The organism is Rhizobium sp. CB3090, from assembly GCF_029714285.1.
GTDB lineage: Bacteria > Pseudomonadota > Alphaproteobacteria > Rhizobiales > Rhizobiaceae > Rhizobium.
Genome location: NZ_CP121662.1, coordinates 1,204,749 through 1,227,690, shown reverse-complemented (window position 1 = coordinate 1,227,690; position 22,942 = coordinate 1,204,749). Strand labels below are relative to the sequence as shown.

Genomic DNA, 22,942 nt, shown 5'->3' with positions numbered 1-22,942 from the left:
CCCGACGCCGCCGCTGCCTACCGCAAATCGGGAGTCTGGTCAAACAAACGCCTGTGGGCACTGATGGCATAGGTATCGGTCATGCCTGCCAGGTAGTCGCCGACATGCCGCGCCTTGGCGGCAACGGCGAGGCCAGCGATATGGTCTACCCAGTAGTGGCTCTGCATCTCCTTGGGATTGTCCATATAGGCGTGGAACAGATCCGTGACGATCTGTGCAGCGCCGGCGCGGATGCGCATGATATCCGGATGGCGGTAGATGCGTTTGAAGAGCATCTGCTTGATCTGCTTGTCCGTCTCCGCCATTTGCGCAGAGAAGGTGGCGATGATACGGCCGGCAGCGCGAATGTCGGCAACGCTGCCCGGTCTGATCTCGCTGAGCGCTTGCTGCGAAACGGAGATCACGTCCTCCACCATGCGGGTGATCTGGCGGCGCATGATCTCATGCGTGAAGCGGCTCGGCTCCAGATGCGGATAGAGCGCCCTCACCTCTGCCATCAGCGCCGAAAGGAATGGAATTTCCTCCAGCATCTCGAAGTTCAGATAGCCGGAGCGCAAGCCATCATCGATGTCATGCGTATTGTAAGCGATATCGTCGGCGATTGCTGCGACCTGCGCCTCCAGGCTGGCATAGCTCGCGATTTCCAGATCGTGGATTTCGCAATAGTCGAGGATCGGCTGCGGCACCGGGCCGCGCGTGCCTTGGCCATCAGGCGTCAGCAGCGGACCGTTGTGCTTCACCAGCCCTTCCAATGTCTCCCAAGTAAGATTCAAGCCGTCGAATTCCGCATAACGCCGCTCGAGTTTAGTCACGATGCGCAGCGATTGCGCATTGTGGTCGAAGCCGCCATAGGGCAGCAGCATCTCGTGGAGCGCGTCTTCGCCGGTATGACCGAAGGGAGTGTGGCCGAAATCGTGGACGAGCGCCACGCCCTCCGCAAGATCCTCGTCGAGCTTCAGAGCGCGTGCCAAGGCGCGGGCAATCTGCGCCACCTCGATCGTATGCGTCAGGCGCGTACGGTAGTGATCGCCATCTTGCGCGATGAAGACCTGCGTCTTGTGCTTCAGCCGCCGGAAAGCCGTCGTGTGAACGATGCGGTCGCGGTCGCGCTGGAAATCCGAGCGCGTCGGGCTCGATCCCTCTTCGTAAAGCCGCCCGCGCGATTCCCTGGGATCGGTCGCATAAACAGCCCGCTCACCATAACCGAAACCCAATGCATGCCTGTCGATCGTCATTATCCATCCATTCCGGCTTCAGAGCGCCGCATCCGATTGAACGCGCAAAGGCCGCTCCATTCCTTTAATCCAAAGCATCTGCTCCGCATTTTGATGATGCCATTCCAATACGGATGCTCTGGCCCATTGACGCCGCTTTACGGCCTTCATACCTATACCGGAGAGAAACAGCAAAATGGCGCATGGCTCAACCCTATAACCATAGCTGTCGCCCGCCGCACTTTCATGATAAAGGCTATGGATATCAGCCGTTTGAAAGTCGGACGGCCCCATTGGTTCTCTCCGGATCTTGACCCCGGCAGGAGGAAGGCATGACTGAGGCAAGTGTAACTCTATCGGACGCAGCGGCAAAGCGAATCGCCGCGATCGTCAGCGCCGAAGCAGGCAAGCGAGCGCTTCGCGTCGCCGTCGAAGGCGGTGGCTGCTCCGGGTTCTCCTATAAATTCGATCTCGTCGACGGACCGCAGGACGATGATATCGTTGTCGAAAAAGGCGACGCTACTGTCCTGATAGACCAATTGTCGCTGGTCTACATGGCAGGCGCCGAGATCGATTTCGTCGACAACCTGCTCGGCCAGTCCTTTCAGATCAAGAATCCGAATGCGGTCGCAAGCTGCGGCTGCGGCACGAGTTTTTCGATCTGACACTCCTGTTTTTTCAAAGTTTATAACCGGCCGGAAGCTGTTGCTTACGGCCGGTTTTCGTTTGGACGGGTGGCCAAGGCCGTTTGCTGCGGATAAAAGAAAAACCGAAGCAGAGGAGCCGTCCCTTCATGAAGATCGCCACCTGGAACATCAACGGCGTCAAGGCGCGTATCGAGAACCTGTGCCAGTGGCTGAAGGACTCCGATCCAGACATCGTTTGCCTGCAGGAGATCAAGACGGTCGACGAAGGTTTTCCACGCCTGGAGGTCGAGGCGCTCGGCTATCACGTCGAAACACATGGGCAGAAGGGTTTCAACGGCGTGGCGATCCTGTCCAGGATGAAGCCTGACGAGGTGACCCGCGGCTTGCCCGGCGATGATGCTGATGAACAGTCCCGCTTCATCGAAGCTGTGTTTTCCGTGCCGGAGCACGGCGCGCTTCGCGTCTGCTGCCTGTATCTGCCGAATGGCAATCCCATCGATACGGAAAAATATCCCTACAAACTCGCCTGGATGGAGCGCCTGCGGAAATTCGCAGTCAGCCGCCTGGCACTGGAGGAGCCGATCATCCTCGCCGGCGACTATAACGTTATTCCCGAGCCGCATGATTGTTTCGATCCGAAAGTCTGGGAAAACGATGCACTGTTCCTGCCGCAAACCCGCCAGGCTTTCCGCCAACTCGAACATCTTGGCTTCACCGATGCGGTACGCGCCACGACGGATGCGATTAAGCTTTATTCCTTCTGGGACTACCAAGCTGGAGCCTGGCCGAAGAACAACGGCATCCGCATCGATCATCTGATGCTATCGCCGGAAGCGGCTGATCGCCTGACCTCCGCCGCAATCGAAAAGCATGTCCGCGCCTGGGAAAAGCCGTCGGACCACGTTCCCGTTATCGCGCACTTCGATTTCCGGACGTGAAAATCGGAGATTATTCGGCGCCGGCGACGTCCAGTTGATGCGCCATGGAAACGGCGACGCGACGGTCGTCTTCGGTGGCGATGGAGAAGGCCTGCTCCTGCAGGTCTTGCATCCACGGACAATCCTTCGGCTTGCACTTGTCGAGTGCCGCCGTCATGAAGGCGAGACCGCGCACAGACTGGCCTTCCTGGAAGAGAATATTGCCGAAGACGGCCATTGCACCGGGATGGCCGCTCTTACGAGCCTGGTTCAGCCACTTCTTGGCCTGCTGCACATTGGCCGCGCCGCCCTCACCCGCCAGCATCATCTGAGCGAGCTGGAACTGCGCCTCCGGAACACCGAAGGTCGATGCGACCTGGAAATAGAGCTGGCGTGCCTGATTGAGATCGATCTTGACCGGGCTGTTTGCAATGCCGGTCTTGTAATAATTGGCAAGCGCGAGCAGTGCGTTGATGAAGAAGCCGGTATCTTCGGAGCCGGGCTCGACACCCTGCTGGGCGATCTCGCTATAGATCTTGAAGGCCTCGAAATCGTCCTGGGTGACGCCATCGCCGTCGGCATACATATTGGCAAGCGCCCAACGCGAGCCGGTATGCCCCTTCTCGGCGGCGTAACGATAGGCTTCGACCGCCTCTTCCTTCTGGCCGTTCTTATAGGCCCGGAAGCCGAATTTGAAGAGATCGAAAGGTCCCGATTCCTTGGTGACACCTGCGTTGATGTCGAATGCCAGGGCCTGGCCTGCGATCGCCACCGAGGTGGCAAGCGACAGGCTGAGCATCATCATTCTCGCTGATATGAACTCGGACTTAAACATAACAGTCGATTTCTTTCGCTCCATCCGCATCCGCAACGGCAACCCCATCGGTACCGCATGGCCTGCGAATGTATTCCCTACCGGCGCATAGACCAGCGAGATCCTCGTTTGAGGAAGTCTGCAGGACATCAGCCCAACGTCGTTCGCCACATTTCTGAGCGTAGTCTGAAATTATGTCTAAACGAGCATCCAAGCTGGCGCGATCATATATCGCTCTTGAAACAACCCGCCTGGTCACTGTCCAAAGAGAGAGACTTGCGATCGAACGAGTTTCTGACTCCCTCGGGAAATAATGCGTTTCCGGCTGCATCGCGAACGCCGCCGTTCCGATTCCGGATTGCTTTTTTTCCTGAAGTGAAAACTGACCCATCAACCGTTTACGCACTTTCCACCAAGGCTTGCCCCTTTGCCCGTACAATCGCTGCTCCCCATTTGTGGCGGGAAATGGACAAATTGGGCGCCGGATACACGCCTGTAATCTGTTGAAATAAAGTGTTGCTGAATCGTCACAAAGAATTTGCCGATCTTGACGTTCAGTTAACCACGAAACGCTAGGCGGGACGGTTTTGCGGGTCGCATGTGGAAATGGCCTAGCACTGAACCTGGTATTAAAACGCCGCGAGACCAAAAGGACTCGCGGCGCGGGAATCGCCGGAAGCGATAAGGATCAGACCTCGAAACCTGCTTCAGCTCAATGGTTTACCTCAGAATCTGACCTTCATCGACGTCGACAGCGCAGCGACCAAATCGTTGCCGAAGCTGTAGGTCGCGTCATCGCCATAGGTGATGCCGTTGGAGGTGATCTCGCCGGATTTGCCGCTGGTCAGCAGGCCGAGAGCACCAGCGAAGGTGAATTCGACATGCTCAGTCGGCTTGTAGGAAACGCCGGCGCCGAGCGTCCAGGTGTCCGTGCTCAGGCCGTAACCCTGACTGGTGCCGCGATCCCAGCTCAAGCTGAGCGCGCCGCTCCATTGGTCATTGAACTTGTGTCCGATGCCGCCGGTAATCGTCCAGCCGTCCTGATAGAGCAGATCGAGGGAGGTGAGTTCGGTCGCACCACCCGTATGGCAGGATATGCCCCGCGTCGAGGTCGGGCAAAGCGCAATGCTCTGCAGAACGCTCCAGTTGGTCCATTTGACCGAACCGAAGGCCAGCCAGTCCGGCGCGATGCCGGTCTGCATCTTCCATTCCAGCGAGTCCGGCGCATCGGCCGAACCGAAGACGGAGGTGGCTTTGCCGAAGAACGCGCGGACCGGCGGCAGTTCCGTCAGGTCGACGGTGCCCTTGAGATTATCGTATTTGACCCGGCTGTTGTAAACGAGGCTGGTACGGAGGGCGTATTCAGGGATCTCATAGGCAAGACCGGCGCGCCAGCCCCAGCCATGGCCATCGACATCCAGCGAGCCGACACCATCATAGACAGCGGAAAACGGAGCGGGGACAACGGAAACCAGGCGCGACTTGTAGCCGCTGACTTCCTGATAGAAGCCGCCGCCGATCAGGCGCAGCTGGCCCGGACCGGCATCGAACTTGTAGGAGCAGGTCGCCGCATAATTATGGGTGCGCACCTTGGTTTCGATCTCATTGTTGGCGCCGGCCCAATTCAAGCCCGGATTGGTGTGAGCGCCGAACGGCTCGGAATAATCGGCCATGCAATCGATGTCGTCGGTAATGCCGATCTTGAAACCGATATATGGTACAGCGTAATTTTCCGTGGCATCGGCCGAATGCGGGCGGCCGTTGAGGTTGCCATCGACCGAATTGATATCCTTTGCATTCTTCAGCTTACGATCAGGCATCACATAGGTTACACCGGACTCGAAAACGTAACGCCCCTTATCGAAAAGGAGGTCGATATCGTAGCCGGCACGATCAAGCCCGCCCGCAAAAGCGGCGCTGGCGAATGACGAACCGATAATGAATGCAAATGCGCCCCTCAGCGCAATACGAAATGCCATTGTGTCTCCCCCACTTGCGTATTCATTGATCCGATTGTTGCGACGATCACCCGAATTGGCAATGCGGCACCGGCTATCCACAATGTTGCGACATATTGACTGACTTACGTAAGAAAGTGATCTGCACACCCAATTACAGCCAAGTTTAGGCATTTTTGCTTCTCTAATGTTTATCAGGGGCCCCGAGTAGATTCTTATTCCTCATAGCAACAGTTCTGTTACAATCTGACAACAGTCTCGCTTTTCAAAAAACCCTACCAATTAAAGGGTAACCTCTTTTGCCTGTGCGAAGCTGGAGCAAGCTGAAAAGCAACGCATTTTTTTGATGCTTACCATCGAATCAGTAACAAAAGAAAAAAGGGCACGCCGCCCTTCGCCGCGTACCCTTAAAATAAGATTATTACAGCTTCCTCAGCCGGCTTCGCTGACCCGTTCAAGTGCCACTTTGAGACTCGAAAGCTGGCCTTCGAGTTCGCTCAAGCGCTCACGTTCGGCGGAGACGATATCCGGATTGGCATTGGCGACAAACTTCTCGTTCGAAAGCTTGCCGACGATGCGAGCGATCTCCTGTTCGTTCTTTGCGATGCCTTTTTCGAGACGTGCCTTTTCAGCAGAGAGGTCGATAAGGTTGCCGAGCGGCAGGCAGGCGGTCGCTTCGCCGACGACGATCTGCGCCGCGCCCTTCGGTGCGGTGTCGGACAGCGAAATCTTCTCGACACGCGCCAGCCTCTTGATCGCCGCATCATGACGGAACAGCCGCTCGCGCGTGAGGCTGTTGGCGCCCACGAGCACCAGCGGCGCGGTGGCGGCGGGCGGCACGTTCATTTCCGAGCGTACGGAACGCAAACCTGAAACAAGATCGATCAGCCAGTTGATCTCATCTGCAGCGACATCGTCGGCATAGGAAGGTGCCGGCCAATCGGCATGGCAGATCAGGCCATCGCGTTCCCTGCCCTCGCCTGCCGTATGCGCCCACAGCTCTTCCGTCATGAAGGGCATGAAGGGATGCAGCAGCTTGTAGGTCTCTTCGAGAACGTAGGCGGCGCAGGATTGTGCCTCCGCCTTGGCGTTCTCGTCTTCGCCGTTGAACACGGGTTTCAGCAGTTCGAGATACCAGTCGCAGAACTGATTCCAGATGAAGCGATAGAGCGAGCCGGCGGCGTCGTTGAAGCGATAGGCTTCCAACGCTTCGGTAACGTCCCGCTCGGTGCGGGCAAGTTCGGTCAGGATCCAGCGATTGATGGTGAGTTCGGCGGCTTCCGGCACGAAATGCGGATCGCTCTTGGCGCCGTTCATCTCGGCGAAGCGCGTGGCGTTCCACAGTTTGGTGCCGAAATTGCGGTATCCGGCGATGCGGGCGGGATCGAGCTTAACGTCGCGGCCCTGCGCCGCCATGATCGCCAGCGTAAAGCGCAGCGAATCGGCACCATACTGGTCGATCAGTTCGAGCGGATCGATGACGTTGCCCTTGGACTTCGACATCTTCTGCCCGTTCTTGTCGCGCACCAGGGCGTGAACATAGACCGTGTGGAAGGGTTCGACCGCGTCGCCGTTTTCGTCCTGCATGAAATGCAGGCCCATCATCATCATGCGGGCGACCCAGAAAAAGATGATGTCGAAGCCGGTGACAAGCACGTTGGTCGGATAGTAACGATCGAGTTCCGGCGTCTTGTCCGGCCAGCCGAGCGTCGAGAACGGCCACAGGGCAGACGAGAACCAGGTATCGAGTACGTCTTCGTCGCGCGTCAGGATTTCGCCCGGCCTGAAGTTTTCCAGCAAATCCTCGACATAGGCCTTCATAGGCCCTTCATGCGACAGATAGTGCTGAATAGCGGCCTGCAGCGCCTCTTCCTCCGTCTTTTCGACGAAGACCTGACCGTCGGGGCCGTACCATGCCGGGATCTGATGCCCCCACCAGAGCTGGCGGGAAATGCACCAGGGCTGGATGTTCTCCATCCAATCATAATAGGTCTTATCCCAGCTCTTCGGGACGAGCTTGGTGCGACCTTCGCGAACGGAGGCGATTGCCGGTTCGGCAAGCGTCTTGGCATCGACATACCATTGTTCGGTCAGGCGCGGTTCGATCGGAACGCCACCGCGGTCGCCATGCGGGACGGTATGCTTGTGCGGCTCGATCTTGTCGAGCAGACCGGCCTCTTCGAAAATGCGGACGATGATCTTACGGGCTTCGAAACGATCCTTGCCCTCAAGCTCGTCCCAGGCGCCGTGCAGCGCCGCCGGATTGTCGAGACCTTCGAGGAAATCCTCATTATCCTTGATGGTAACGCGGGCATCCGGCGTCAGGATGTTGACGATGCGAAGGCCGCGACGCTTGCCGACGTCGAAATCGTTGAAATCATGCGCCGGCGTCATCTTGACGGCGCCGGTGCCTGCGGTCGGGTCCGGATATTCATCGGCAACGATCGGGATGCGCCGGCCGACGATCGGCAGGATGACATGCTTGCCGACAATTGCCTTGTAGCGCTCGTCACTCGGATGAACGGCTATGCCGGTATCGCCGAGCATGGTCTCCGGACGGGTGGTGGCGACGACGAGATAGTCGCGCGCTTCCCATGCCGTCGGCTTGCCTTCTTCATCGAAAGCGATCGGATGCTGATAGGTGACGCCTTCTTCGAGCGGATAGCGCAGATGCCAGAGATGGCCGTTGACCTCATGCTGCTCGACTTCGATATCCGAAATCGCCGTCAGCATTTTCGGATCCCAGTTGACCAGCCGCTTGTCGCGATAGATCAGGCCTTCCTTGTAAAGCGTGACGAAGACTTCAAGAACAGCCTTGGACAGGCCCTCGTCCATGGTGAAGCGTTCGCGCGACCAGTCGCAGGAAGCTCCGAGGCGCTTCAACTGATTGAAGATCAAGCCGCCGGATTCCGCCTTCCATTCCCAGACCTTCTCGATGAAGGCTTCGCGGCCCAAATCGCGGCGGCCGGGCTGCTGCCTCTCCATAAGCCGGCGTTCGACGACCATCTGCGTGGCGATGCCGGCATGGTCCATGCCCGGCTGCCAGAGCACGTCCTTGCCGCGCATGCGCTCGAACCGAACCATGATGTCCTGCAGCGTGTTGTTCAGCGCATGGCCCATATGCAGCGAACCGGTGACATTCGGCGGCGGGATGACAATCGTGAAGGTTTCTGCGCCAGGCTTGGCGTTCACACCGGCGCGAAAGGCGTCGGCCTCATCCCATTTCTGGGCGATCTTCGGTTCGACGGCGGCAGAATCATAGGTTTTGTCGAGCATTTGGGGACCGGATATGGAGGGTTCGGTGATGCGGGTTGTAAATAGGATGGCCGCGGGCAAGTCAATAAAAAAGCCGCCCCGGAGCCGGAGCGGCGGATCGTCTATCCGGAGCTCTGACTGTCAGCGGCGCGGACCGCGTGCCACTCGTTCGATTTCTTCGCGTACGAGACGCTCGACGAGGGTCGGCAGGTTGTCATCCAGCCACTCCTGCAGCATCGGCCGCAGCATCTCCTGGGCGATCTCGTCAAGCGAACGGCGCTCGCTGCCGTCAATGGCGGCGGCGAGTTCTCCAAAGGAACGGGCAACCTGCGCACCGGCCGCTTCCGACATCAGCGAGGATGTAAGTTCAGCCTGCACTTGCGGCAGATAGCGATCCGTGACTGCCGTAGACGTCTGTTGTGGCGGCTGATTGAAAACCGGCATTTCGACGGGAGCGGCCGCAGCGGAAGCCTTGCGCTCTTCCACCGGTTCAGGTTGCGGTTCAATCTTCACTGAGGATACCGCGGCCTCGGCGAGAAGAGCGGCGGCCGGCGGGGTGACGACCGGCGAGGTAACTACCGGCGCGGGCGCTTCGGCGATCGCGCTGCGCAAAGGCACCTCGGCGACCTGTTCGACACGCACCTCGGCAAGACGGGCGGCCATGGCCGGCGGCAATTCGCGTAGCTGCGGCGCTTCGCGCGCCGAATTCAATTGTGCCGCATTGCGCTCGGAAGCGGCACGAACGCGCGCAGCGACATCGGCGAGCGACATGGTGCGGGCTGATGATTCCGGCTCGCGCGACAGAGCCTGTGAATTGGCCGCAACGAAACGCGGTTCGGGGACAGCGGTTGCGGCGGGCGGTGCATCATCCATATCGGCAGCGGCAAATTGGTCGTCGACCGTCAGGTGGATATCGCCGTCGTGCTCATCGTCGGCCGTGCTGTAAACAGCGGGCACGGACGGCGAAATGGACTTGCCGGCACCAGGCTCGTTGCTTTCGATGATTCGGCGAATCGACGCCAGAATCTCTTCCATGGACGGTTCACGCACTACACTTGGCTGAGCCATATTCATCCCCGTTTTCCCAAACAACGATTGGATTCCCGCCAAAGCAGCGCCCGAATCAGCGCCAGCGTAGAATACTAGCCTTGGGAAAAAAATCACCGAGACAGCACTAAGCCACCTGATGCACAGTTTTGTTACGGTGGCTGCGAATCACCTGATATTGTGGACTTATCCACCGAGAATGCCCAACGAAAAACGGGCGCCCCGAAGCGCCCGTCTCAAAAGGATGGTTCAGCCACGTAACCGGTCAGAACACGAATTCCTTGGCTTTGGTGAAGCCCGGCAGCGGCTTGACCGAAGCATTGAAGAAGACGTTTTCGGAAAGGGCGCTACGCTCGCGTATGAAGACGGTGGCGCGCGCAGCATGGCCGTAGCCGAGGACGACAATCAACCGGCCGCCTTCACCAAGCTGATCGAGAAGCGCCTGCGGCACTTCTTGGACAGAACCGTTGATGAAAATGACGTCATAGGAACCGCTGCCCGCATAGCCCTTTTCCAGTTCGCCGGTGACGACCGTCACGTTTGCCTGGCCGAGCGCGGCGATATTGGCTTTGGCCTCAGCGGCCAGTGCCTCGTCGGATTCCAGCGCGACGACCGTGCCAGCGAGGATCGACAGAAGTGCTGCGACGTAGCCCGTGCCACAGCCGACGTCGAGAACCTTGTCTTCTTTGGTGATTTCACCGAGTTGCAAGAGCTTTGCCAGCGGCGAGGCTTCCATCAGGAAGCGCGCGGGCTTGCCGGAAGCCGCAGGGCTGATCTCAATGTCATTATCGATATAGGCCAGGAGCTTCGACCTCTCCGGCACGAAATTCTCGCGCGGTACCGTCAGAAACGCATTCAACACGGAATGGGAGGTGACATCCGTCGTGCGGATCTGGTTCTCGACCATTTTCACGCGTGCTGCTTCGAAATCCATCATATCCTCTCGCGCCCAAAGGCAAAGCCGGGGTTGCTGCTATGCTCAGCGTGTCTTAATCGCGTGCGGCTGCGCTTTCAAGGCATCGTAGCAACGGGCGCAGAAATTCATGACGATGCGTCGCGGCGAGACCACAGCCGCTCCCCTACCGCGCAGGGTCAAACCTCTCTTCACGCCCGTCGCCATCCGACAGATTGCTGCGGATGTGTCAATAAAAGGGAATTTGGAGGCCTCGCCCGGAATCGAACCGGGATTCAAGGATTTGCAGTCCTCTGCGTAACCACTCCGCCACGAGGCCATCCGATTTGTAAAGGCGAGTGATGGCGGGCGTTTAGAACGAATCTTATTGGAGCGCAAGACCTATCGCGGCTGATGACCAAATAACTTGACTTCCGGCCCATGGTGGCAGGCAAAGCACCGCCAAACCTTAACAATTCATTAGCGCCAACTGAGCCTTGATGAGCAGCCATCTGGCGAATTGCGTCATTTCTGCAACAGGATTTTTTTTCGAGTAGCGTGCGAATAGTTCGTCAATCTTAGTATCTTGTCAAATCGGCGGGACAGGTTCAGGAAATAGTTCGCGAAGCTTATTACTTCGCACCTACTGATAGGGAACATGAACGGGATGGGGTTGGGCACGTCGTTTTTTCGGCGCGATATCTCATGCCCAATCGGGAACAGATTGGAGTTATTTATGAACATCAAGAGCCTTCTTCTCGGCTCCGCTGCCGCGCTTGCAGCAGCATCCGGCGCTCACGCAGCCGACGCCATCGTCGCTGCTGAGCCGGAGCCGCTCGAATACGTTCGCATCTGCGACGCCTATGGTGCAGGCTACTTCTTCATCCCGGGTACTGAAACCTGCCTCAAGATCGGCGGGAAGGTTCGTACGGAAGGTGAGTGGTACAATGCTTACAACCGTGACAGCAGGCAGGGTACGCTATGGCACACCCGTGCAGAGCTGAATGTCGACACCGCAACAGACACCGAATACGGTCCGTTGAAGACTGAAACCATCGTTCGTTGGGACTGGAATGACGGCAACGCCACCAGCACCAACCTGCTGTGGTCCTACATCAGCCTCGGCGGCTTCACCGTTGGTAAGAAGGACTCGGCCTACAACCTCTACATCGGTTACGCCGGCGACGTCATCAACGACGACGTGATCTATGACGGCCCGTATGAACTCAACCAGTTGACCTACAACTACGATGCAGGCAATGGCTTTACGGCTGTGATCTCGCTCGAAGACTCCAACTCCAGCGGCTCGGGCGCTTCCTATGGCGCAAGCTGGTGGACGGATGACAAGGCCAACCACTATGCTCCGGACGTCGTTGCCGGTGCTGGCTACAAGGCTGGTGCATGGTCTTTCAAGGTCGTCGGTGGCTATGACTCCATCGTCGAAGAAGGCGCCATCAAGGCTCGTGTCGACGCTGACTTCGGCGCCTTCTCGGCTTTCTTGATGGGCGGCTGGAACACCGATGGCGACAAGCTCAACAAATATGCCGGTACCAACCAGGATATCTCTGCTTGCACGGCGCCGAACGGCACTGTGAACGTATCCAAGTGCGGCTGGGGTGACTGGGCTGTCTGGGGTGGCGTTGGCGTTCCGATCAACGAAAAGCTGAAGTGGAACGTGCAGCTCGCCTACACGGATTCGAAGATTTTCGAAGCAACCTCGAACCTCAAGTTCAATCCTGTGAAGGATCTGTTGATCGAGCCGGAAGTGACCTACGTTCACTATGATTATGCCAAGGACGATACCGTCGCTGGTATCCTCCGTTTCGAACGCAACTTCTGACCTGATCTGAATTGACCTCCGATCAGAGAAGAGAGGGGCCTGGCTTTCCCTGCTGGGCCCCTTTTATGTCGATCGCCTTCGAACTATGTGGCGCGGCTTCACCTGATCCCTCACCGGCACAACCGGTCTTGCAACTTTCAGCAGGCGGCAATCCCAAAACTCAGTGCCGCCCATATCACACGTTGCACTCCTGCCCAGATCAACTTTAAACGGGAACATTGCCGCCATCGCGACGTTAACTCGTCAAGGGACGTTTGTGTCCAACAAAGGAGTCGGTGCTTTGAAACACTTTGCTTCGATAGCCCTGGCCGCCTCACTTGCTATGGGAACAGTGCTGGCAGCCGCGGTTCCAGCAACGGCCATGCCGTTGACAAACTCGCCCTCGCCCAGCCTTTCCGGCGTCATTCTGGTCCAAGAGCACGGATCCCGACGAAACCAGGACTGGTATGAGGGGCGTCGATATTATTGGCGTGATCGTCACTACGATCGCCGCTACTGGCACGACCGCTGGGATCGCCGCCGCTATTGGGATGATGATGACTGGCGTTACCGCCGCTACCATCATTACCGCCACGGAGGCATCTACTTCGAATTCCGGCCGTAATCCGTAGCGTAGGCGCGACTATCGTTGGGCGGCCAATTTGGCGCCGCCCACAAGGCGAATTTCCGTGCCCATTCCCAAAAACGTTCCGGCCGTTGCCGACAAAATATTCGGCAACGGCCGGTCTCATTTTGCCGACGACGAAGGCCGGCTGCTCGAAACTGCTACCGGATCAACGGCAGACGCGTTCCTTGCGGACGACCCAATGGCCGTGAACGTGATGGCGTACGGTCTTCACGACGCAATGGTGATGATGATGGTTATCGACACGCACAATCGTCGCCGCTTCAGACTGCGTGCTGATGCCGACGAAGGAAGCCAGAGCAACGGCGGAAGCAAGAATCAGATTTTTCATTTCGAACCTCTAGCATTTGGGGGAATATGCTGCGCGATAGCGCACAACGTTCATGCGCCTGTTCAGATTAACGATACATGAATGTGTCCTCACGTTTTCGAGAGGAGCGACACGGTTTGAAATGGCTGGAAATGAAAAAGCCACATTCCCGGCAATGAGAATGTGGCTCTTGAAACTGGCTCCCCGGGCCGGATTCGAACCGGCGACCTGTCGATTAACAGTCGAATGCTCTACCGCTGAGCTACCAGGGAATACCGCTTGGCGCGGTGTGAGCGGGGTAATACAAATGCTTTCCCGATTTGCCAAGCGGTTTTTTCAAAAAAATCCATTTCCCTTGTATTATTTCGTCGCCTTACCATTTCCTGTGGATGACTGATCAAGGCAGTACCAAAGAAAAGACCGATCGCAACGGCAACGGAAAGGCGCGGCGTTTCGGAATAGATCATACCACACACGAGCTTGTTATTGGCTCCCTTTGTATTCCGCTTCCGCGATCGAGACTTGCCCGTCTTGGCGTCGGCGTCGCGTTGATCTTCGGTGGCTTTCTCGGCTTCCTGCCGGTCCTCGGCTTCTGGATGTTGCCGCTTGGCTTCGTCGTGTTGTCGCATGATCTGCCGCTCGTACGGCGCTGGCGACGGCGCCTTGCCGTGTGGTGGACAAGGCGCCGGCGCCCGGCGGAGTGATGTCGGCCGCTTATCTGGCGACCAGAGCCCGCGCGGGATTGCCGATTACGGTCGCGCCCGCCGCAACATCCTTGGTAACGACCGCGCCCGCTCCGACGATCGCTCCATCGCCGATGGTCACGCCGCCAAGGATGATGGCGCCGCCACCGATCCAGACATCCCTGCCGATCTCGACCGGCCAAGCGATTTCCAGCCCCGCGCGCCGCTGCGTCAGATCCTTATGATGCTCGGCACAATATATATGAACGCCAGGCCCCAGCATGCTGCCTTCACCGATGCGCACCGGGGCGGTATCGAGAATGGTGCAGCCGGCATTGAAATAGACGTGCGAGCCGAGCGAAATGTTCATGCCATAGGTGCAATGAAACGGCGCTTCGATGAACACGCCCTCGGCCACACCGGCAAAAAGCGCCGACAGTGCCGGGCCGATGTCACCGCGCTGGCCGGGCGACATGGTGTTGTGCTGGTGCACGGCCTCCCGGGCAAGTGCACGCAGGGCATCAAGTTCCGGATCGATGCAGCAATACCATTCTCCCGCTGCCATCTTCTCTCGCTCGCTTTGGCCCATTGATCCGCTCTCCCGACGCTTTCGTCACAATCGGGGGTAATCATGCACACGATACGGGCGGGCGACAAGGAGAGCTCGCGGCTCGGTTTGCACTCCTCAATATCCAGCGATCAGCAGTGCCAAAGGGCCGAGCGCCATCAAGGTGAGCGCTGCCACGATCAGCAGCAGCTCCCTCATCATATATCGTTCCATCCTGATGAGGCGCGGGGATCGACGATCCATGCACGGCTCCTCTCGGTATCGAAATATTAGATGCACCTTATTCTATACTTGCGGCGCCGTCTGCCCCTCCTACCGAATTATTCCGCGATGGCTCTTTAAAAGCGCTCGCAAAGGCGCAAAACTGGCTGCGGACGAGAGGTTTCCGCCCACAACAAACTGTCACACAGCTTGTCTATAACGCCGCTGCCGTGAACTTGCGCAAGGCCACCGGTTCCGAGCTTTCAAAAGGAAATAGGGATATGTCCAAATTTTATAACTGCATTTCGGCGGCTGCCGCCGGCGTCGTGAGCTTAGCGCTGGCCCTGCCGGCTGCTGCGGCTCCGATCAAGTTCGATTTCTGGTTCGGCCTCTCGGGCGATCTGGAGCGTGTCGTTCAGACGATGTGCACGAACTTCAACAATTCTCAGACCGACTATCAAGTCGTCTGCACCAGCCAGGGCAACTACGACGCCGCTCTGCAGAACACCATTGCCGCCTTCCGCGCCGGCAAGCAGCCGGCGATCGTGCAGGTTTACGACGTCGGCACGGCGACCATGATGCTTTCCGGCGCCTATTATCCCGTCGGCAAGCTGATGTCGGAAAACGGCTACAAGATCGACTGGAACGACTATTTCCCGGGCATCGCCCGCTACTACGCCACCTCGAAGGGCGAACTGCTCTCCTTCCCGTTCAACTCCTCGACCGCCCTGCTCTATTGGAACAAGGACGCCTTCGCCAAGATCGGCAAGACCGCCGCTCCGAAGACCTGGGAAGAAGCTGCCGACGACATGAAGGCGCTGAAGGGCGCTGGTTATGATTGCCCGATGGCCATCAACATCTCCGCCAACGAAAGCTGGCAGTTGATGGAACAGTTCTCGGCCATCCACAACGAGCCAGTTGCTACCCAGAACAACGGCTATGACGGTCTCGACGCCCGCCTGACCGTCAACAAGACCAAGTTCGTCAAATACGTCACCGACCTCAAGAGCTGGTACGACGCCGGTCTCATCAAGATCAAGTCGAAGGATCTCGGCCAGGATATGGTTCAGGCCTTTGCATCGGGCGATTGCCAGATGATCATGACCTCGGTCGGCGACCACGGCACGGTCGGCAAGACGCAGAAGGCCGGCATGAACTGGGATGTTGCCGAACTTCCGGTCTACGCCGGTACCGAGCGCAAGAATTCGCTCGTCGGCGGTGCATCGCTCTGGGTTCTCTCCGGCAAGTCGGCTGACGAATACAAGGGCGCAGCAGCGTTCCTGAACTTCATCCACGATCCGAAGACCGCTCTCTTCTGGTCGACCAACACCGGCTACATTCCGGTCACGAAGTCCGGCTTCGATTTCATGAAGTCCTCCGGCTTCTACGACAAGGCTCCGTATAAGGGCCGCGAAGTCGCGATCGCCAGCCTGACCGCTTCCGAGCCGACTCCAATCACCCGCGGCGTCCGTCTCGGCAACTTCACGCAGATCCGCGCTGAATTCGGCAATCAGATGCAGGCCATCTTCGCCAACAAGGTCAGCGTCCAGGAAGGTATCGACAACCTCGTCAAGAACGGCAATGCTGTTCTCGAGCGCTTCGAAGCCACCTACAAGGGCAAGCAACTGCCGTAAGCAGTTAGCGCAGGAATAGACGTCCGTCGGGAAATCCCGGCGGACGTTCGCTACTGGAGTATCCGCTTTCAGTTGGAATGACCTGAAACGGAAGAGGTGTTCCCGATTCAAACGGTAGAGTGTCCTTTGCGCGTTCAGATGACCGCACGGCGCTCAAGGTCCAAGCCGGAAGAAGCAATGGAAAAGCGTACGACTTTCAGCAAGTGGAGCGTCGGCATCCTGTTCGCAGTGCCGCAACTCCTCCTCATCTTCACCTTCTTCTATTGGCCGGCTGGTCAGGCGATCTTCTGGTCGCTGACGCTGCAGCAACCCTGGGGCGGCGGTAATATCTGGGTTGGCCTCGATAACTTCAAATCGATTCTCGCTAATCCCGATTACTGGAATTCGGTGACGATCAGCATCATCTTCGCGGCGATCAGCACCAGCCTTTCCATGGGTGTCGCTCTGGTGCTTGCGGCCCTGACGGACCGGCAGCTCAGAGGTTCGAAGTTCTACAGCGTCGTGCTCATCTGGCCTTACGGTATTGCTGCGCCCGCTTCGGCAATGGCCTTCCGTTTTATCCTGGCACCGGAAGCCGGTTTCATGTCCATCGTCAACCACTATTGGCCAGGCCTATGGGACCCGGGCCTCAACGGTGCCGATGCCATGGCCACCATCATTGCCGCCTTCTCATGGAAATATATCGGCTACAGCTTCATTTTCTTCCTTGCCGCCTTCCAGGCCATTCCGCGCTCATTGATCGAAGCAGCGGCGATGGACGGCTCGGGCGTGATCCGGCGCTTCTGGGACATTCAGTTCCCGCTGATCACCCCGACGATCTTCTTCCTGCTGGTGATCAACATCACCGAGAGCTTCCAGGATTCCTTCGGCATCGTCGACATCATGACCGCAGGCGGCCCGCACAACTCAACGAATCTCATGGTCTACAAGATCTATTCCGACGGCTTCAAAGGCCTCGATTTTTCCGGCGCGGCGGCACAAAGTATCATTCTGATGCTGCTGATCATCGTACTCACCATCTTCCAGTTCCGCTTCATCGAGCGGCGCGTGCATTACCGTTGAGGCTGACATGGTCGAGCGTACACCCATCCTCAATTTCTTCACCCATCTGATCCTGTTCATCGGCTTCGTAATGGCAGTGGGACCGATAGCCATCGTGGCTATCGCCGCATCCCATAATCTGGCCGAGGTCAATCAAGTGCCGATGTCGCTGATCCCCGGCACCGATTTCTGGGTCAATCTCAAGACGGCGTGGACCACGGCGGATCTCGGGCCTAAACTGCTGAATAGCCTGATCTTCGCAGGCGGCGTGGCGGCGGGAAAGGTGATCATTTCGGCGCTTACCGCCTTTTCGCTCGTCTATTTCCGTTATCCCGGCCGCCATTTCATCTTCTGGCTGGTCTTCATAACACTGATGCTGCCGCTCGAAGTGCGTATCGTGCCGACCTATGCGGTCATAGCGAACGTCCTGTCGCCCTATCAGGGGCTTCTCGACGCCACCGGCCTTACCTGGCTCATAGAGAAAGTTACAGGCATTCAGGTCTCGCTGAATATGGGGCTGCTCAACTCCTCTCTCGGCCTGATCCTGCCGCTGGTCGCCACGGCGACCGGTACCTTCCTCTATCGTCAATTCTTCCTGACGATACCGGACGAGCTGACCGAAGCCGCACGCATGGACGGCGCCGGATCGCTGCGCTTCTTCTTCGACATCCTGCTGCCGCTGTCGCGCACCAATATGGCCGCGCTCGGCACCATCATGTTCCTCTGGGCCTGGAACCAGTATCTCTGGCCGCTGCTCATCACCACCGATCCGTCGCATGCGACCGCGGTGACAGAACTCAAGCAGCTCATCCCGAACGTGGGCGGCCTTCCCGAGTGGCATATTGCCATGGCAGGCACGCTGATCGTCATGATCCCGCCGCTCCTCGTCGTCGTGCTGATGCAACGCTGGTTCGTTCGCGGCCTCATCGCCACCGAAAAGTGATCGGATAGGGCTGGCCCCTATCCCAAAGAGCCTCGTGCTTTCATTTGAAGCACGGCGCTCTGGTTTTTGAGTCCAGAGTTATTATTCGCTGGGTGATTAATCTGAAAGCGGGATGCTCTGACCAGCAAAAAGCCCGGAAATCGGTGGGGATTTCCGGGCGCTCTTGCTGAAAATTGATGTCTGAAAATTAGTTTGCGGCAACCTTGAGAGGCGTGACCGAGGCAATGCTGTCGAGCCGCAGGCCGGTGTCCTGAGCGAAGAGGTGCGTATGCTGCTGGGCAATCTCCAGGCCGACGGCGTCACCCGTTTGTCCCGTAGTATGGTCGGCAACGGCAACGGCGAAGCTGGAGCCGTTGATATCGCAATGGATGACTCGGCCTGCACCGAGTTCTTCGACGAAATCCACGGTGGCGGGAACGGCGCCCGGCGTGCTGGCCGGCACGAGACGCGCATGTTCCGGACGGATGCCGAGCGTAACCGGCAGACCGGCGTGACGCTTGCCAATGTTGGCGTCGATGGCTATCGGCAGGCCATCAAAAATGAATTGCTCGCCATTCGCCGAGAAGGAACCTTCGAGGAAATTCATGGCCGGCGAACCGATGAAGGAACCGACAAAACGGGTGCGCGGCGCATTGTAGACTTCGAGCGGCGTGCCGACCTGCTCGACATTGCCCTTGTACATGACCACCAGCTTGTCAGCGAGCGTCATAGCCTCGACCTGATCATGCGTGACGAAAACCGACGTGGCCGACAGGCGCTTGTGCAGGCGGCGGATTTCGACACGCATCTGGACGCGCAGCTTGGCGTCCAGATTGGAGAGCGGTTCGTCGAAGAGGAAGACTTTCGGTTCACGGATGATGGCGCGGCCCATGGCGACGCGCTGGCGCTGGCCGCCTGAAAGCTCGGAGGGCTTGCGGGTGAGGAAATCCTCCAGGCCGACAATGCGGGCCGTTTCCTTGATGCGGCGGTCACGTTCGGCGCGTGGCACACCCGCCACCTTGAGCGCGTAGCCCATGTTGGCGGCGACATCCATGTGCGGATAGAGCGCGTAATTCTGGAAGACCATGGCGCAGCCGCGCTCGCGCGGCTCGAGCTGATTGACGACCTTGCCGTCGATAATGATTTCACCCGAAGTAATATCCTCGAGGCCGGCGATCATGCGCATCAGGGTCGACTTGCCACAACCGGAAGGACCGAGAATGACGACGAATTCTCCGGAGCGGAAGGTCAGATCGACGCCATGCACGACCTGATTGCGTCCATAGGCCTTGCGAACTTGCTCGATCCGGATCTCTGCCATCTTGCGCTTTCCCGCCTGTCAATTCTGGGCCCGTCAATTCGCTGGACTGCTAGCGAACTTGCATTACAAAACCGTGACAAGGCCCGGCGAATTGTGCAGCGCACAAGCTTTTCGGCAAGTGGAGCGCTTCGCGTTATTCCGCCGGATGCGGATTGGGATGATGACCGGCGGCCCGCGACGGGCGACGGCCATCGATGATACGCCGGATAACGCGGAAATAAAGGCTGTAAGGCAGAAAGTTCACCAGTTTTGCCCGATAGGTGAAGCTCTTTGGGAAGGTGATTTCGAAGCCGGGCGATTTCAGGCCGGCGGCGATCGCCTTTGCCGCATCTTCGGCCGATATCAGCCCCGGCATGGAAAACTTGTTTTTCCCGGTCAGCGCCGTATCGACGAAGCCGGGTGTGACGAGCTGGATATGAATGCCCATGCGGTCGAGCTCGAAATTCAGGCTTTCGGCCATGTTGATCAGAGCGGCCTTGGTCGCGCCATAGGCTGCGCCCGCAGGTACCCCGCCATAGCCAGCCGCGGAGGAGACGATGGCGATCTGCCCGTATCCCCTCGCCCTCATATGGCGCACAGCCGGCACCAGACAATTGACGACGCCGTGGAGATTGACGGCGAAGCTGCGATCGAAAACATCATGGTTCAAGTCCTCAGCGCGTGCCGGCAGGTAGATGCCGGCATTGAGGATCACCAGAGCCAGCCCACCGTGTTGATATTCGATCGCTGCGACGGTGTGCTCCATATCCTCGGCATTGGTGACGTCGCCATCGAGCACGATGATACTGCCGGACAGCTCGTGCGCTTCCGCCTGCAGCTCCAGCAGTTTGTCGTGACGGCGGGCGGTAACGGCGACCTTGTACCCCTCGCCCGCGAGTTTCAATGCCAGCGCCCGGCCGATCCCTGAGCTGGCGCCTGTGATCCAGATCGCTCCATGTTCAGGACGGGCAATGAATGGACGCATGTTTTTCTCCTTGGCCGGCGACCCGCCCAACGCAGCCTTCGGGCGATCTCCTCAGCATTTTAGAACTAGCGCATCATTGTGGCCTCTTTCGGCCAACATAAGGCAGCCGTGGTCGAATCCTTATGGACGAAGCGGAAGAACGGGCCGTCGCGGCGCTTTGTGGATGGGTTTCATGGTCCAAGTTGAATTTTGCGGCTTGAAACAAGAGCGAGGAACAGAATTTCTTGCCTCTTCCGCCTTGTGAAGGGAAAAGACCGTTCTTACAGTAGTCCTGAACAGAAGGCAGAGATTCCATGACCGTCCATCCCTCCGTCCTAGAAGCGATCGGCAACACGCCACTGATCAAACTCAAGGGTGCCTCCGAGGCGACGGGCTCGACCATTCTCGGCAAGGCGGAGTTTCTGAACCCCGGCCAGTCGGTCAAGGATCGCGCCGCGCTCTACATCATCCGCGATGCCGAAAGAAAGGGCCTGCTGAAGCCCGGCGGCGTCATCGTCGAGGGGACTGCAGGCAATACCGGCATCGGCCTGACCGTGGTCGCCAAGGCGCTCGGCTACCGCACCGTCATCGTCATTCCGGAAACGCAGAGCCAGGAGAAGAAGGATGCGCTGAGGCTGCTCGGCGCCGAGCTGGTGGAAGTGCCGGCCGTTCCATACAGAAACCCCAACAACTATGTGAAGGTTTCCGGCCGGCTTGCCGCGGAGTTGGCGAAGACCGAACCGAACGGTGCAATCTGGGCGAACCAGTTTGACAATGTCGCCAATCGCCAGGCGCATATCGAAACGACCGCCAAGGAAATCTGGGCCGACACCAACGGCAAGATCGACGGCTTCATCTGCTCGGTCGGTTCCGGCGGTACGTTGGCGGGTGTCGCCATGGGGCTGCGTGGCTTCAACAAGGACATCAAGATCGGCATCGCCGATCCTGAAGGGGCGGCACTTTATGAATTCTACAAGAATGGCGAGCTGAAATCCTCCGGCTCTTCGATCACCGAAGGCATCGGCCAGGGTCGCATCACGGCGAACCTGGAAGGTTTTACGCCCGATTTCGCCTATCAGATCACCGATGCCGAAGCCCTGCCCTATGTCTTCGATCTGGTCGAACACGAAGGTCTCTGCCTCGGCGGCTCGACGGCCATCAACATTGCCGGCGCGGTGCGCCTGGCCCAGGATCTCGGCCCCGGCCATACGATCGTGACCGTCCTCTGCGACTATGGCAATCGCTACCAGTCCAAGCTTTTCAATCCGGATTTCCTGAGGTCGAAGGGTCTGCCGCTGCCGGCATATCTGACGACGACTTCCAATATTCCTATTCCTTACGAAAACCTGGCGTGATCTTATGTCTGTGAATGCCCTTTATCGTGACGATTTCTATCTCTCGACCGCCGAAGCTGTCGTAACCGCAATTCACGAGGATGGGGGCATCGAGCTCGATCAAACCTGCTTCTACGCGACCTCCGGCGGACAGCCGGGGGATACCGGGTTTTTCGAGCGCGCCGACGGTTCGAAAATCGTGCTCGGCCAGACCAGGCATGGGGCGACGAAGGACATCATCATCCATGTGCCGCAGGAAGGCGAAGCGCCGCCTGCCGTTGGCGAGAAGTTGGTGCTGCATGTCGACTGGCCGCGACGCTACCGGCTGATGCGTATGCACACAGCCTGCCACCTGCTCTCGGTCGTATGCCAATATCCGATCACAGGTGCGGCCGTCGGCGAGGATGAAAGCCGCGTCGATTTCGACATGAGCGAGACCATCGACAAGGACGAGGTGACGGCGAAGATGATGGCGCTCGTCAACGAGAACCACCCTGTTTTCGTCCAGTGGATCACGGATGAGGAGCTTGCAGCCAATCCGGACATCGTCAAGTCGAAGAATGTACGCCCGCCAATCGGACTCGGCCGCGTCAGCCTTGTCTGCATTGGCGAGAACTCAGCCGTTGACAGCCAGCCTTGCGGCGGCACACATGTCTCGGAGACGCAGGAAGTCGGGGCAATCTACATCGCCAAGATCGAGAAGAAGGGCAAGGAGAACCGCCGCTTCCGCATCCGTTTCGGCACGCCCAACGACGACGCTTAAACCGCGGTTAGAA

22 protein-coding genes and 2 tRNA genes are annotated in these 22,942 nt (G+C 58.3%); 11 read left to right on the top strand and 13 right to left on the bottom strand.

What is annotated here, in order from left to right; genetic code table 11:
- Nucleotides 1–17: 17 nt before the first annotated feature.
- Both QA646_RS06005 and QA646_RS06000 read right to left on the bottom strand, forming a co-directional pair.
- Nucleotides 18–1,235 carry a deoxyguanosinetriphosphate triphosphohydrolase gene (locus QA646_RS06005; protein ID WP_283058127.1) on the bottom strand — a complete coding sequence of 406 codons (1,218 nt, stop codon included), beginning with the start codon at nucleotides 1,233–1,235 and terminating at the stop codon, nucleotides 18–20.
- An 18-nt stretch (nucleotides 1,236–1,253) separates the two neighbouring features.
- Complete coding sequence (locus QA646_RS06000) at nucleotides 1,254–1,508, bottom strand: hypothetical protein (RefSeq protein WP_283058126.1); 255 nt, start codon at nucleotides 1,506–1,508, stop codon at nucleotides 1,254–1,256.
- A 38-nt stretch (nucleotides 1,509–1,546) separates the two neighbouring features.
- Here QA646_RS06000 and erpA point away from each other — a divergent pair, with 38 nt between their 5' ends.
- Both erpA and xth read left to right on the top strand, forming a co-directional pair.
- Entirely contained in the window at nucleotides 1,547–1,879 is a 333-nt protein-coding gene (gene erpA, locus QA646_RS05995) for an iron-sulfur cluster insertion protein ErpA (RefSeq protein WP_283058125.1), read from the top strand.
- 128 nt (nucleotides 1,880–2,007) lie between these two features.
- On the top strand, nucleotides 2,008–2,799 hold the full coding sequence (xth, locus tag QA646_RS05990) for an exodeoxyribonuclease III (RefSeq protein WP_283058124.1): 792 nt from the start codon (nucleotides 2,008–2,010) through the stop codon (nucleotides 2,797–2,799).
- A gap of 10 nt (nucleotides 2,800–2,809) precedes the next feature.
- Here the strand turns inward: xth and exoR are convergent, their stop codons facing one another.
- From exoR to QA646_RS05960, 6 genes are all read right to left on the bottom strand, one after another.
- Nucleotides 2,810–3,613 (bottom strand): exopolysaccharide production regulator ExoR, encoded by an 804-nt coding sequence (gene exoR, locus QA646_RS05985; RefSeq protein WP_283058123.1) that lies wholly within the window; start codon nucleotides 3,611–3,613, stop codon nucleotides 2,810–2,812.
- A 704-nt stretch (nucleotides 3,614–4,317) separates the two neighbouring features.
- Complete coding sequence (locus tag QA646_RS05980; RefSeq protein ID WP_283058121.1) at nucleotides 4,318–5,571, bottom strand: OmpP1/FadL family transporter; 1,254 nt, start codon at nucleotides 5,569–5,571, stop codon at nucleotides 4,318–4,320.
- A gap of 411 nt (nucleotides 5,572–5,982) precedes the next feature.
- Complete coding sequence (locus tag QA646_RS05975; RefSeq protein WP_283058120.1) at nucleotides 5,983–8,826, bottom strand: valine--tRNA ligase; 2,844 nt, start codon at nucleotides 8,824–8,826, stop codon at nucleotides 5,983–5,985.
- A gap of 120 nt (nucleotides 8,827–8,946) precedes the next feature.
- Entirely contained in the window at nucleotides 8,947–9,873 is a 927-nt protein-coding gene (locus QA646_RS05970; protein WP_283058981.1) for a DUF2497 domain-containing protein, read from the bottom strand.
- 244 nt (nucleotides 9,874–10,117) lie between these two features.
- On the bottom strand, nucleotides 10,118–10,789 hold the full coding sequence (locus QA646_RS05965) for a protein-L-isoaspartate O-methyltransferase (protein WP_283058119.1): 672 nt from the start codon (nucleotides 10,787–10,789) through the stop codon (nucleotides 10,118–10,120).
- A 221-nt stretch (nucleotides 10,790–11,010) separates the two neighbouring features.
- Nucleotides 11,011–11,084: transfer RNA gene (locus tag QA646_RS05960), tRNA-Cys, on the bottom strand.
- A gap of 396 nt (nucleotides 11,085–11,480) precedes the next feature.
- Here QA646_RS05960 and QA646_RS05955 point away from each other — a divergent pair.
- The 3 genes from QA646_RS05955 to QA646_RS05945 all read left to right on the top strand — a co-directional run bounded on the left by QA646_RS05955 (nucleotide 11,481) and on the right by QA646_RS05945 (nucleotide 13,621).
- A complete protein-coding gene (locus tag QA646_RS05955) occupies nucleotides 11,481–12,584 on the top strand; it encodes a porin (RefSeq protein ID WP_283058118.1) in 1,104 nt (367 codons plus the stop codon).
- Nucleotides 12,585–12,864: 280 nt separating this feature from the next.
- On the top strand, nucleotides 12,865–13,188 hold the full coding sequence (locus QA646_RS05950; protein ID WP_283058117.1) for a hypothetical protein: 324 nt from the start codon (nucleotides 12,865–12,867) through the stop codon (nucleotides 13,186–13,188).
- Between the two features lie 64 nt (nucleotides 13,189–13,252).
- Nucleotides 13,253–13,621, top strand: coding sequence for a hypothetical protein (locus QA646_RS05945; RefSeq protein WP_283058116.1), 369 nt, complete (start codon nucleotides 13,253–13,255; stop codon nucleotides 13,619–13,621).
- Between the two features lie 95 nt (nucleotides 13,622–13,716).
- Here the strand turns inward: QA646_RS05945 and QA646_RS05940 are convergent.
- Nucleotides 13,717–13,791: transfer RNA gene (locus QA646_RS05940), tRNA-Asn, on the bottom strand.
- 117 nt (nucleotides 13,792–13,908) lie between these two features.
- Between QA646_RS05940 and QA646_RS05935 the strand changes: the two genes are divergently transcribed.
- A complete protein-coding gene (locus tag QA646_RS05935) occupies nucleotides 13,909–14,223 on the top strand; it encodes a hypothetical protein (RefSeq protein ID WP_283058115.1) in 315 nt (104 codons plus the stop codon).
- Nucleotides 14,224–14,233: 10 nt separating this feature from the next.
- Here the strand turns inward: QA646_RS05935 and QA646_RS05930 are convergent, their stop codons facing one another.
- Both QA646_RS05930 and QA646_RS05925 read right to left on the bottom strand, forming a co-directional pair.
- On the bottom strand, nucleotides 14,234–14,791 hold the full coding sequence (locus QA646_RS05930) for a sugar O-acetyltransferase (protein ID WP_283058114.1): 558 nt from the start codon (nucleotides 14,789–14,791) through the stop codon (nucleotides 14,234–14,236).
- Between the two features lie 96 nt (nucleotides 14,792–14,887).
- Entirely contained in the window at nucleotides 14,888–15,013 is a 126-nt protein-coding gene (locus QA646_RS05925) for a hypothetical protein (protein ID WP_283058113.1), read from the bottom strand.
- Nucleotides 15,014–15,252: 239 nt separating this feature from the next.
- On the opposite strand from QA646_RS05925, the gene QA646_RS05920 reads away from it, so the two are divergent.
- The 3 genes from QA646_RS05920 (at nucleotide 15,253) to QA646_RS05910 (ending at nucleotide 18,589) form a co-directional block, all read left to right on the top strand.
- Complete coding sequence (locus QA646_RS05920) at nucleotides 15,253–16,605, top strand: extracellular solute-binding protein (RefSeq protein WP_283058112.1); 1,353 nt, start codon at nucleotides 15,253–15,255, stop codon at nucleotides 16,603–16,605.
- 177 nt (nucleotides 16,606–16,782) lie between these two features.
- Nucleotides 16,783–17,667 (top strand): ABC transporter permease subunit, encoded by an 885-nt coding sequence (locus QA646_RS05915; protein ID WP_283058111.1) that lies wholly within the window; start codon nucleotides 16,783–16,785, stop codon nucleotides 17,665–17,667.
- A 7-nt stretch (nucleotides 17,668–17,674) separates the two neighbouring features.
- Complete coding sequence (locus QA646_RS05910) at nucleotides 17,675–18,589, top strand: ABC transporter permease subunit (RefSeq protein ID WP_283058109.1); 915 nt, start codon at nucleotides 17,675–17,677, stop codon at nucleotides 18,587–18,589.
- Between the two features lie 187 nt (nucleotides 18,590–18,776).
- On the opposite strand, the gene QA646_RS05905 is transcribed toward QA646_RS05910, so the two are convergent.
- Nucleotides 18,777–19,889: a sn-glycerol-3-phosphate import ATP-binding protein UgpC gene (locus tag QA646_RS05905; RefSeq protein WP_283058108.1), complete on the bottom strand. Its 1,113-nt coding sequence runs from the start codon at nucleotides 19,887–19,889 to the stop codon at nucleotides 18,777–18,779.
- 133 nt (nucleotides 19,890–20,022) lie between these two features.
- Complete coding sequence (locus QA646_RS05900; protein ID WP_283058107.1) at nucleotides 20,023–20,853, bottom strand: SDR family NAD(P)-dependent oxidoreductase; 831 nt, start codon at nucleotides 20,851–20,853, stop codon at nucleotides 20,023–20,025.
- 293 nt (nucleotides 20,854–21,146) lie between these two features.
- Here QA646_RS05900 and QA646_RS05895 point away from each other — a divergent pair, with 293 nt between their 5' ends.
- Together QA646_RS05895 and QA646_RS05890 are read left to right on the top strand one after the other, a co-directional pair.
- Nucleotides 21,147–22,187, top strand: coding sequence for a cysteine synthase A (locus QA646_RS05895; RefSeq protein ID WP_283058106.1), 1,041 nt, complete (start codon nucleotides 21,147–21,149; stop codon nucleotides 22,185–22,187).
- 4 nt (nucleotides 22,188–22,191) lie between these two features.
- Complete coding sequence (locus tag QA646_RS05890; protein WP_283058105.1) at nucleotides 22,192–22,929, top strand: alanyl-tRNA editing protein; 738 nt, start codon at nucleotides 22,192–22,194, stop codon at nucleotides 22,927–22,929.
- Nucleotides 22,930–22,942: the final 13 nt, after the last annotated feature.

Excerpts from the sequence above, each read along its gene's own strand:
- QA646_RS06005 (WP_283058127.1), bottom strand. The coding sequence starts at position 1,235 with ATGACGATCGACAGGCATGCATTGGGTTTCGGTTATGGTGAGCGGGCT.
- QA646_RS06000 (WP_283058126.1), bottom strand. The coding sequence starts at position 1,508 with ATGGGGCCGTCCGACTTTCAAACGGCTGATATCCATAGCCTTTATCAT.
- erpA (WP_283058125.1), top strand. The coding sequence starts at position 1,547 with ATGACTGAGGCAAGTGTAACTCTATCGGACGCAGCGGCAAAGCGAATC.
- xth (WP_283058124.1), top strand. The coding sequence starts at position 2,008 with ATGAAGATCGCCACCTGGAACATCAACGGCGTCAAGGCGCGTATCGAG.
- exoR (WP_283058123.1), bottom strand. The coding sequence starts at position 3,613 with ATGTTTAAGTCCGAGTTCATATCAGCGAGAATGATGATGCTCAGCCTG.
- QA646_RS05980 (WP_283058121.1), bottom strand. The coding sequence starts at position 5,571 with ATGGCATTTCGTATTGCGCTGAGGGGCGCATTTGCATTCATTATCGGT.
- QA646_RS05975 (WP_283058120.1), bottom strand. The coding sequence starts at position 8,826 with ATGCTCGACAAAACCTATGATTCTGCCGCCGTCGAACCGAAGATCGCC.
- QA646_RS05970 (WP_283058981.1), bottom strand. The coding sequence starts at position 9,873 with ATGGCTCAGCCAAGTGTAGTGCGTGAACCGTCCATGGAAGAGATTCTG.
- QA646_RS05965 (WP_283058119.1), bottom strand. The coding sequence starts at position 10,789 with ATGATGGATTTCGAAGCAGCACGCGTGAAAATGGTCGAGAACCAGATC.
- QA646_RS05955 (WP_283058118.1), top strand. The coding sequence starts at position 11,481 with ATGAACATCAAGAGCCTTCTTCTCGGCTCCGCTGCCGCGCTTGCAGCA.
- QA646_RS05935 (WP_283058115.1), top strand. The coding sequence starts at position 13,909 with ATGACTGATCAAGGCAGTACCAAAGAAAAGACCGATCGCAACGGCAAC.
- QA646_RS05930 (WP_283058114.1), bottom strand. The coding sequence starts at position 14,791 with ATGGGCCAAAGCGAGCGAGAGAAGATGGCAGCGGGAGAATGGTATTGC.
- QA646_RS05925 (WP_283058113.1), bottom strand. The coding sequence starts at position 15,013 with ATGGATCGTCGATCCCCGCGCCTCATCAGGATGGAACGATATATGATG.
- QA646_RS05920 (WP_283058112.1), top strand. The coding sequence starts at position 15,253 with ATGTCCAAATTTTATAACTGCATTTCGGCGGCTGCCGCCGGCGTCGTG.
- QA646_RS05915 (WP_283058111.1), top strand. The coding sequence starts at position 16,783 with ATGGAAAAGCGTACGACTTTCAGCAAGTGGAGCGTCGGCATCCTGTTC.
- QA646_RS05910 (WP_283058109.1), top strand. The coding sequence starts at position 17,675 with ATGGTCGAGCGTACACCCATCCTCAATTTCTTCACCCATCTGATCCTG.
- QA646_RS05905 (WP_283058108.1), bottom strand. The coding sequence starts at position 19,889 with ATGGCAGAGATCCGGATCGAGCAAGTTCGCAAGGCCTATGGACGCAAT.
- QA646_RS05900 (WP_283058107.1), bottom strand. The coding sequence starts at position 20,853 with ATGCGTCCATTCATTGCCCGTCCTGAACATGGAGCGATCTGGATCACA.
- QA646_RS05895 (WP_283058106.1), top strand. The coding sequence starts at position 21,147 with ATGACCGTCCATCCCTCCGTCCTAGAAGCGATCGGCAACACGCCACTG.
- QA646_RS05890 (WP_283058105.1), top strand. The coding sequence starts at position 22,192 with ATGTCTGTGAATGCCCTTTATCGTGACGATTTCTATCTCTCGACCGCC.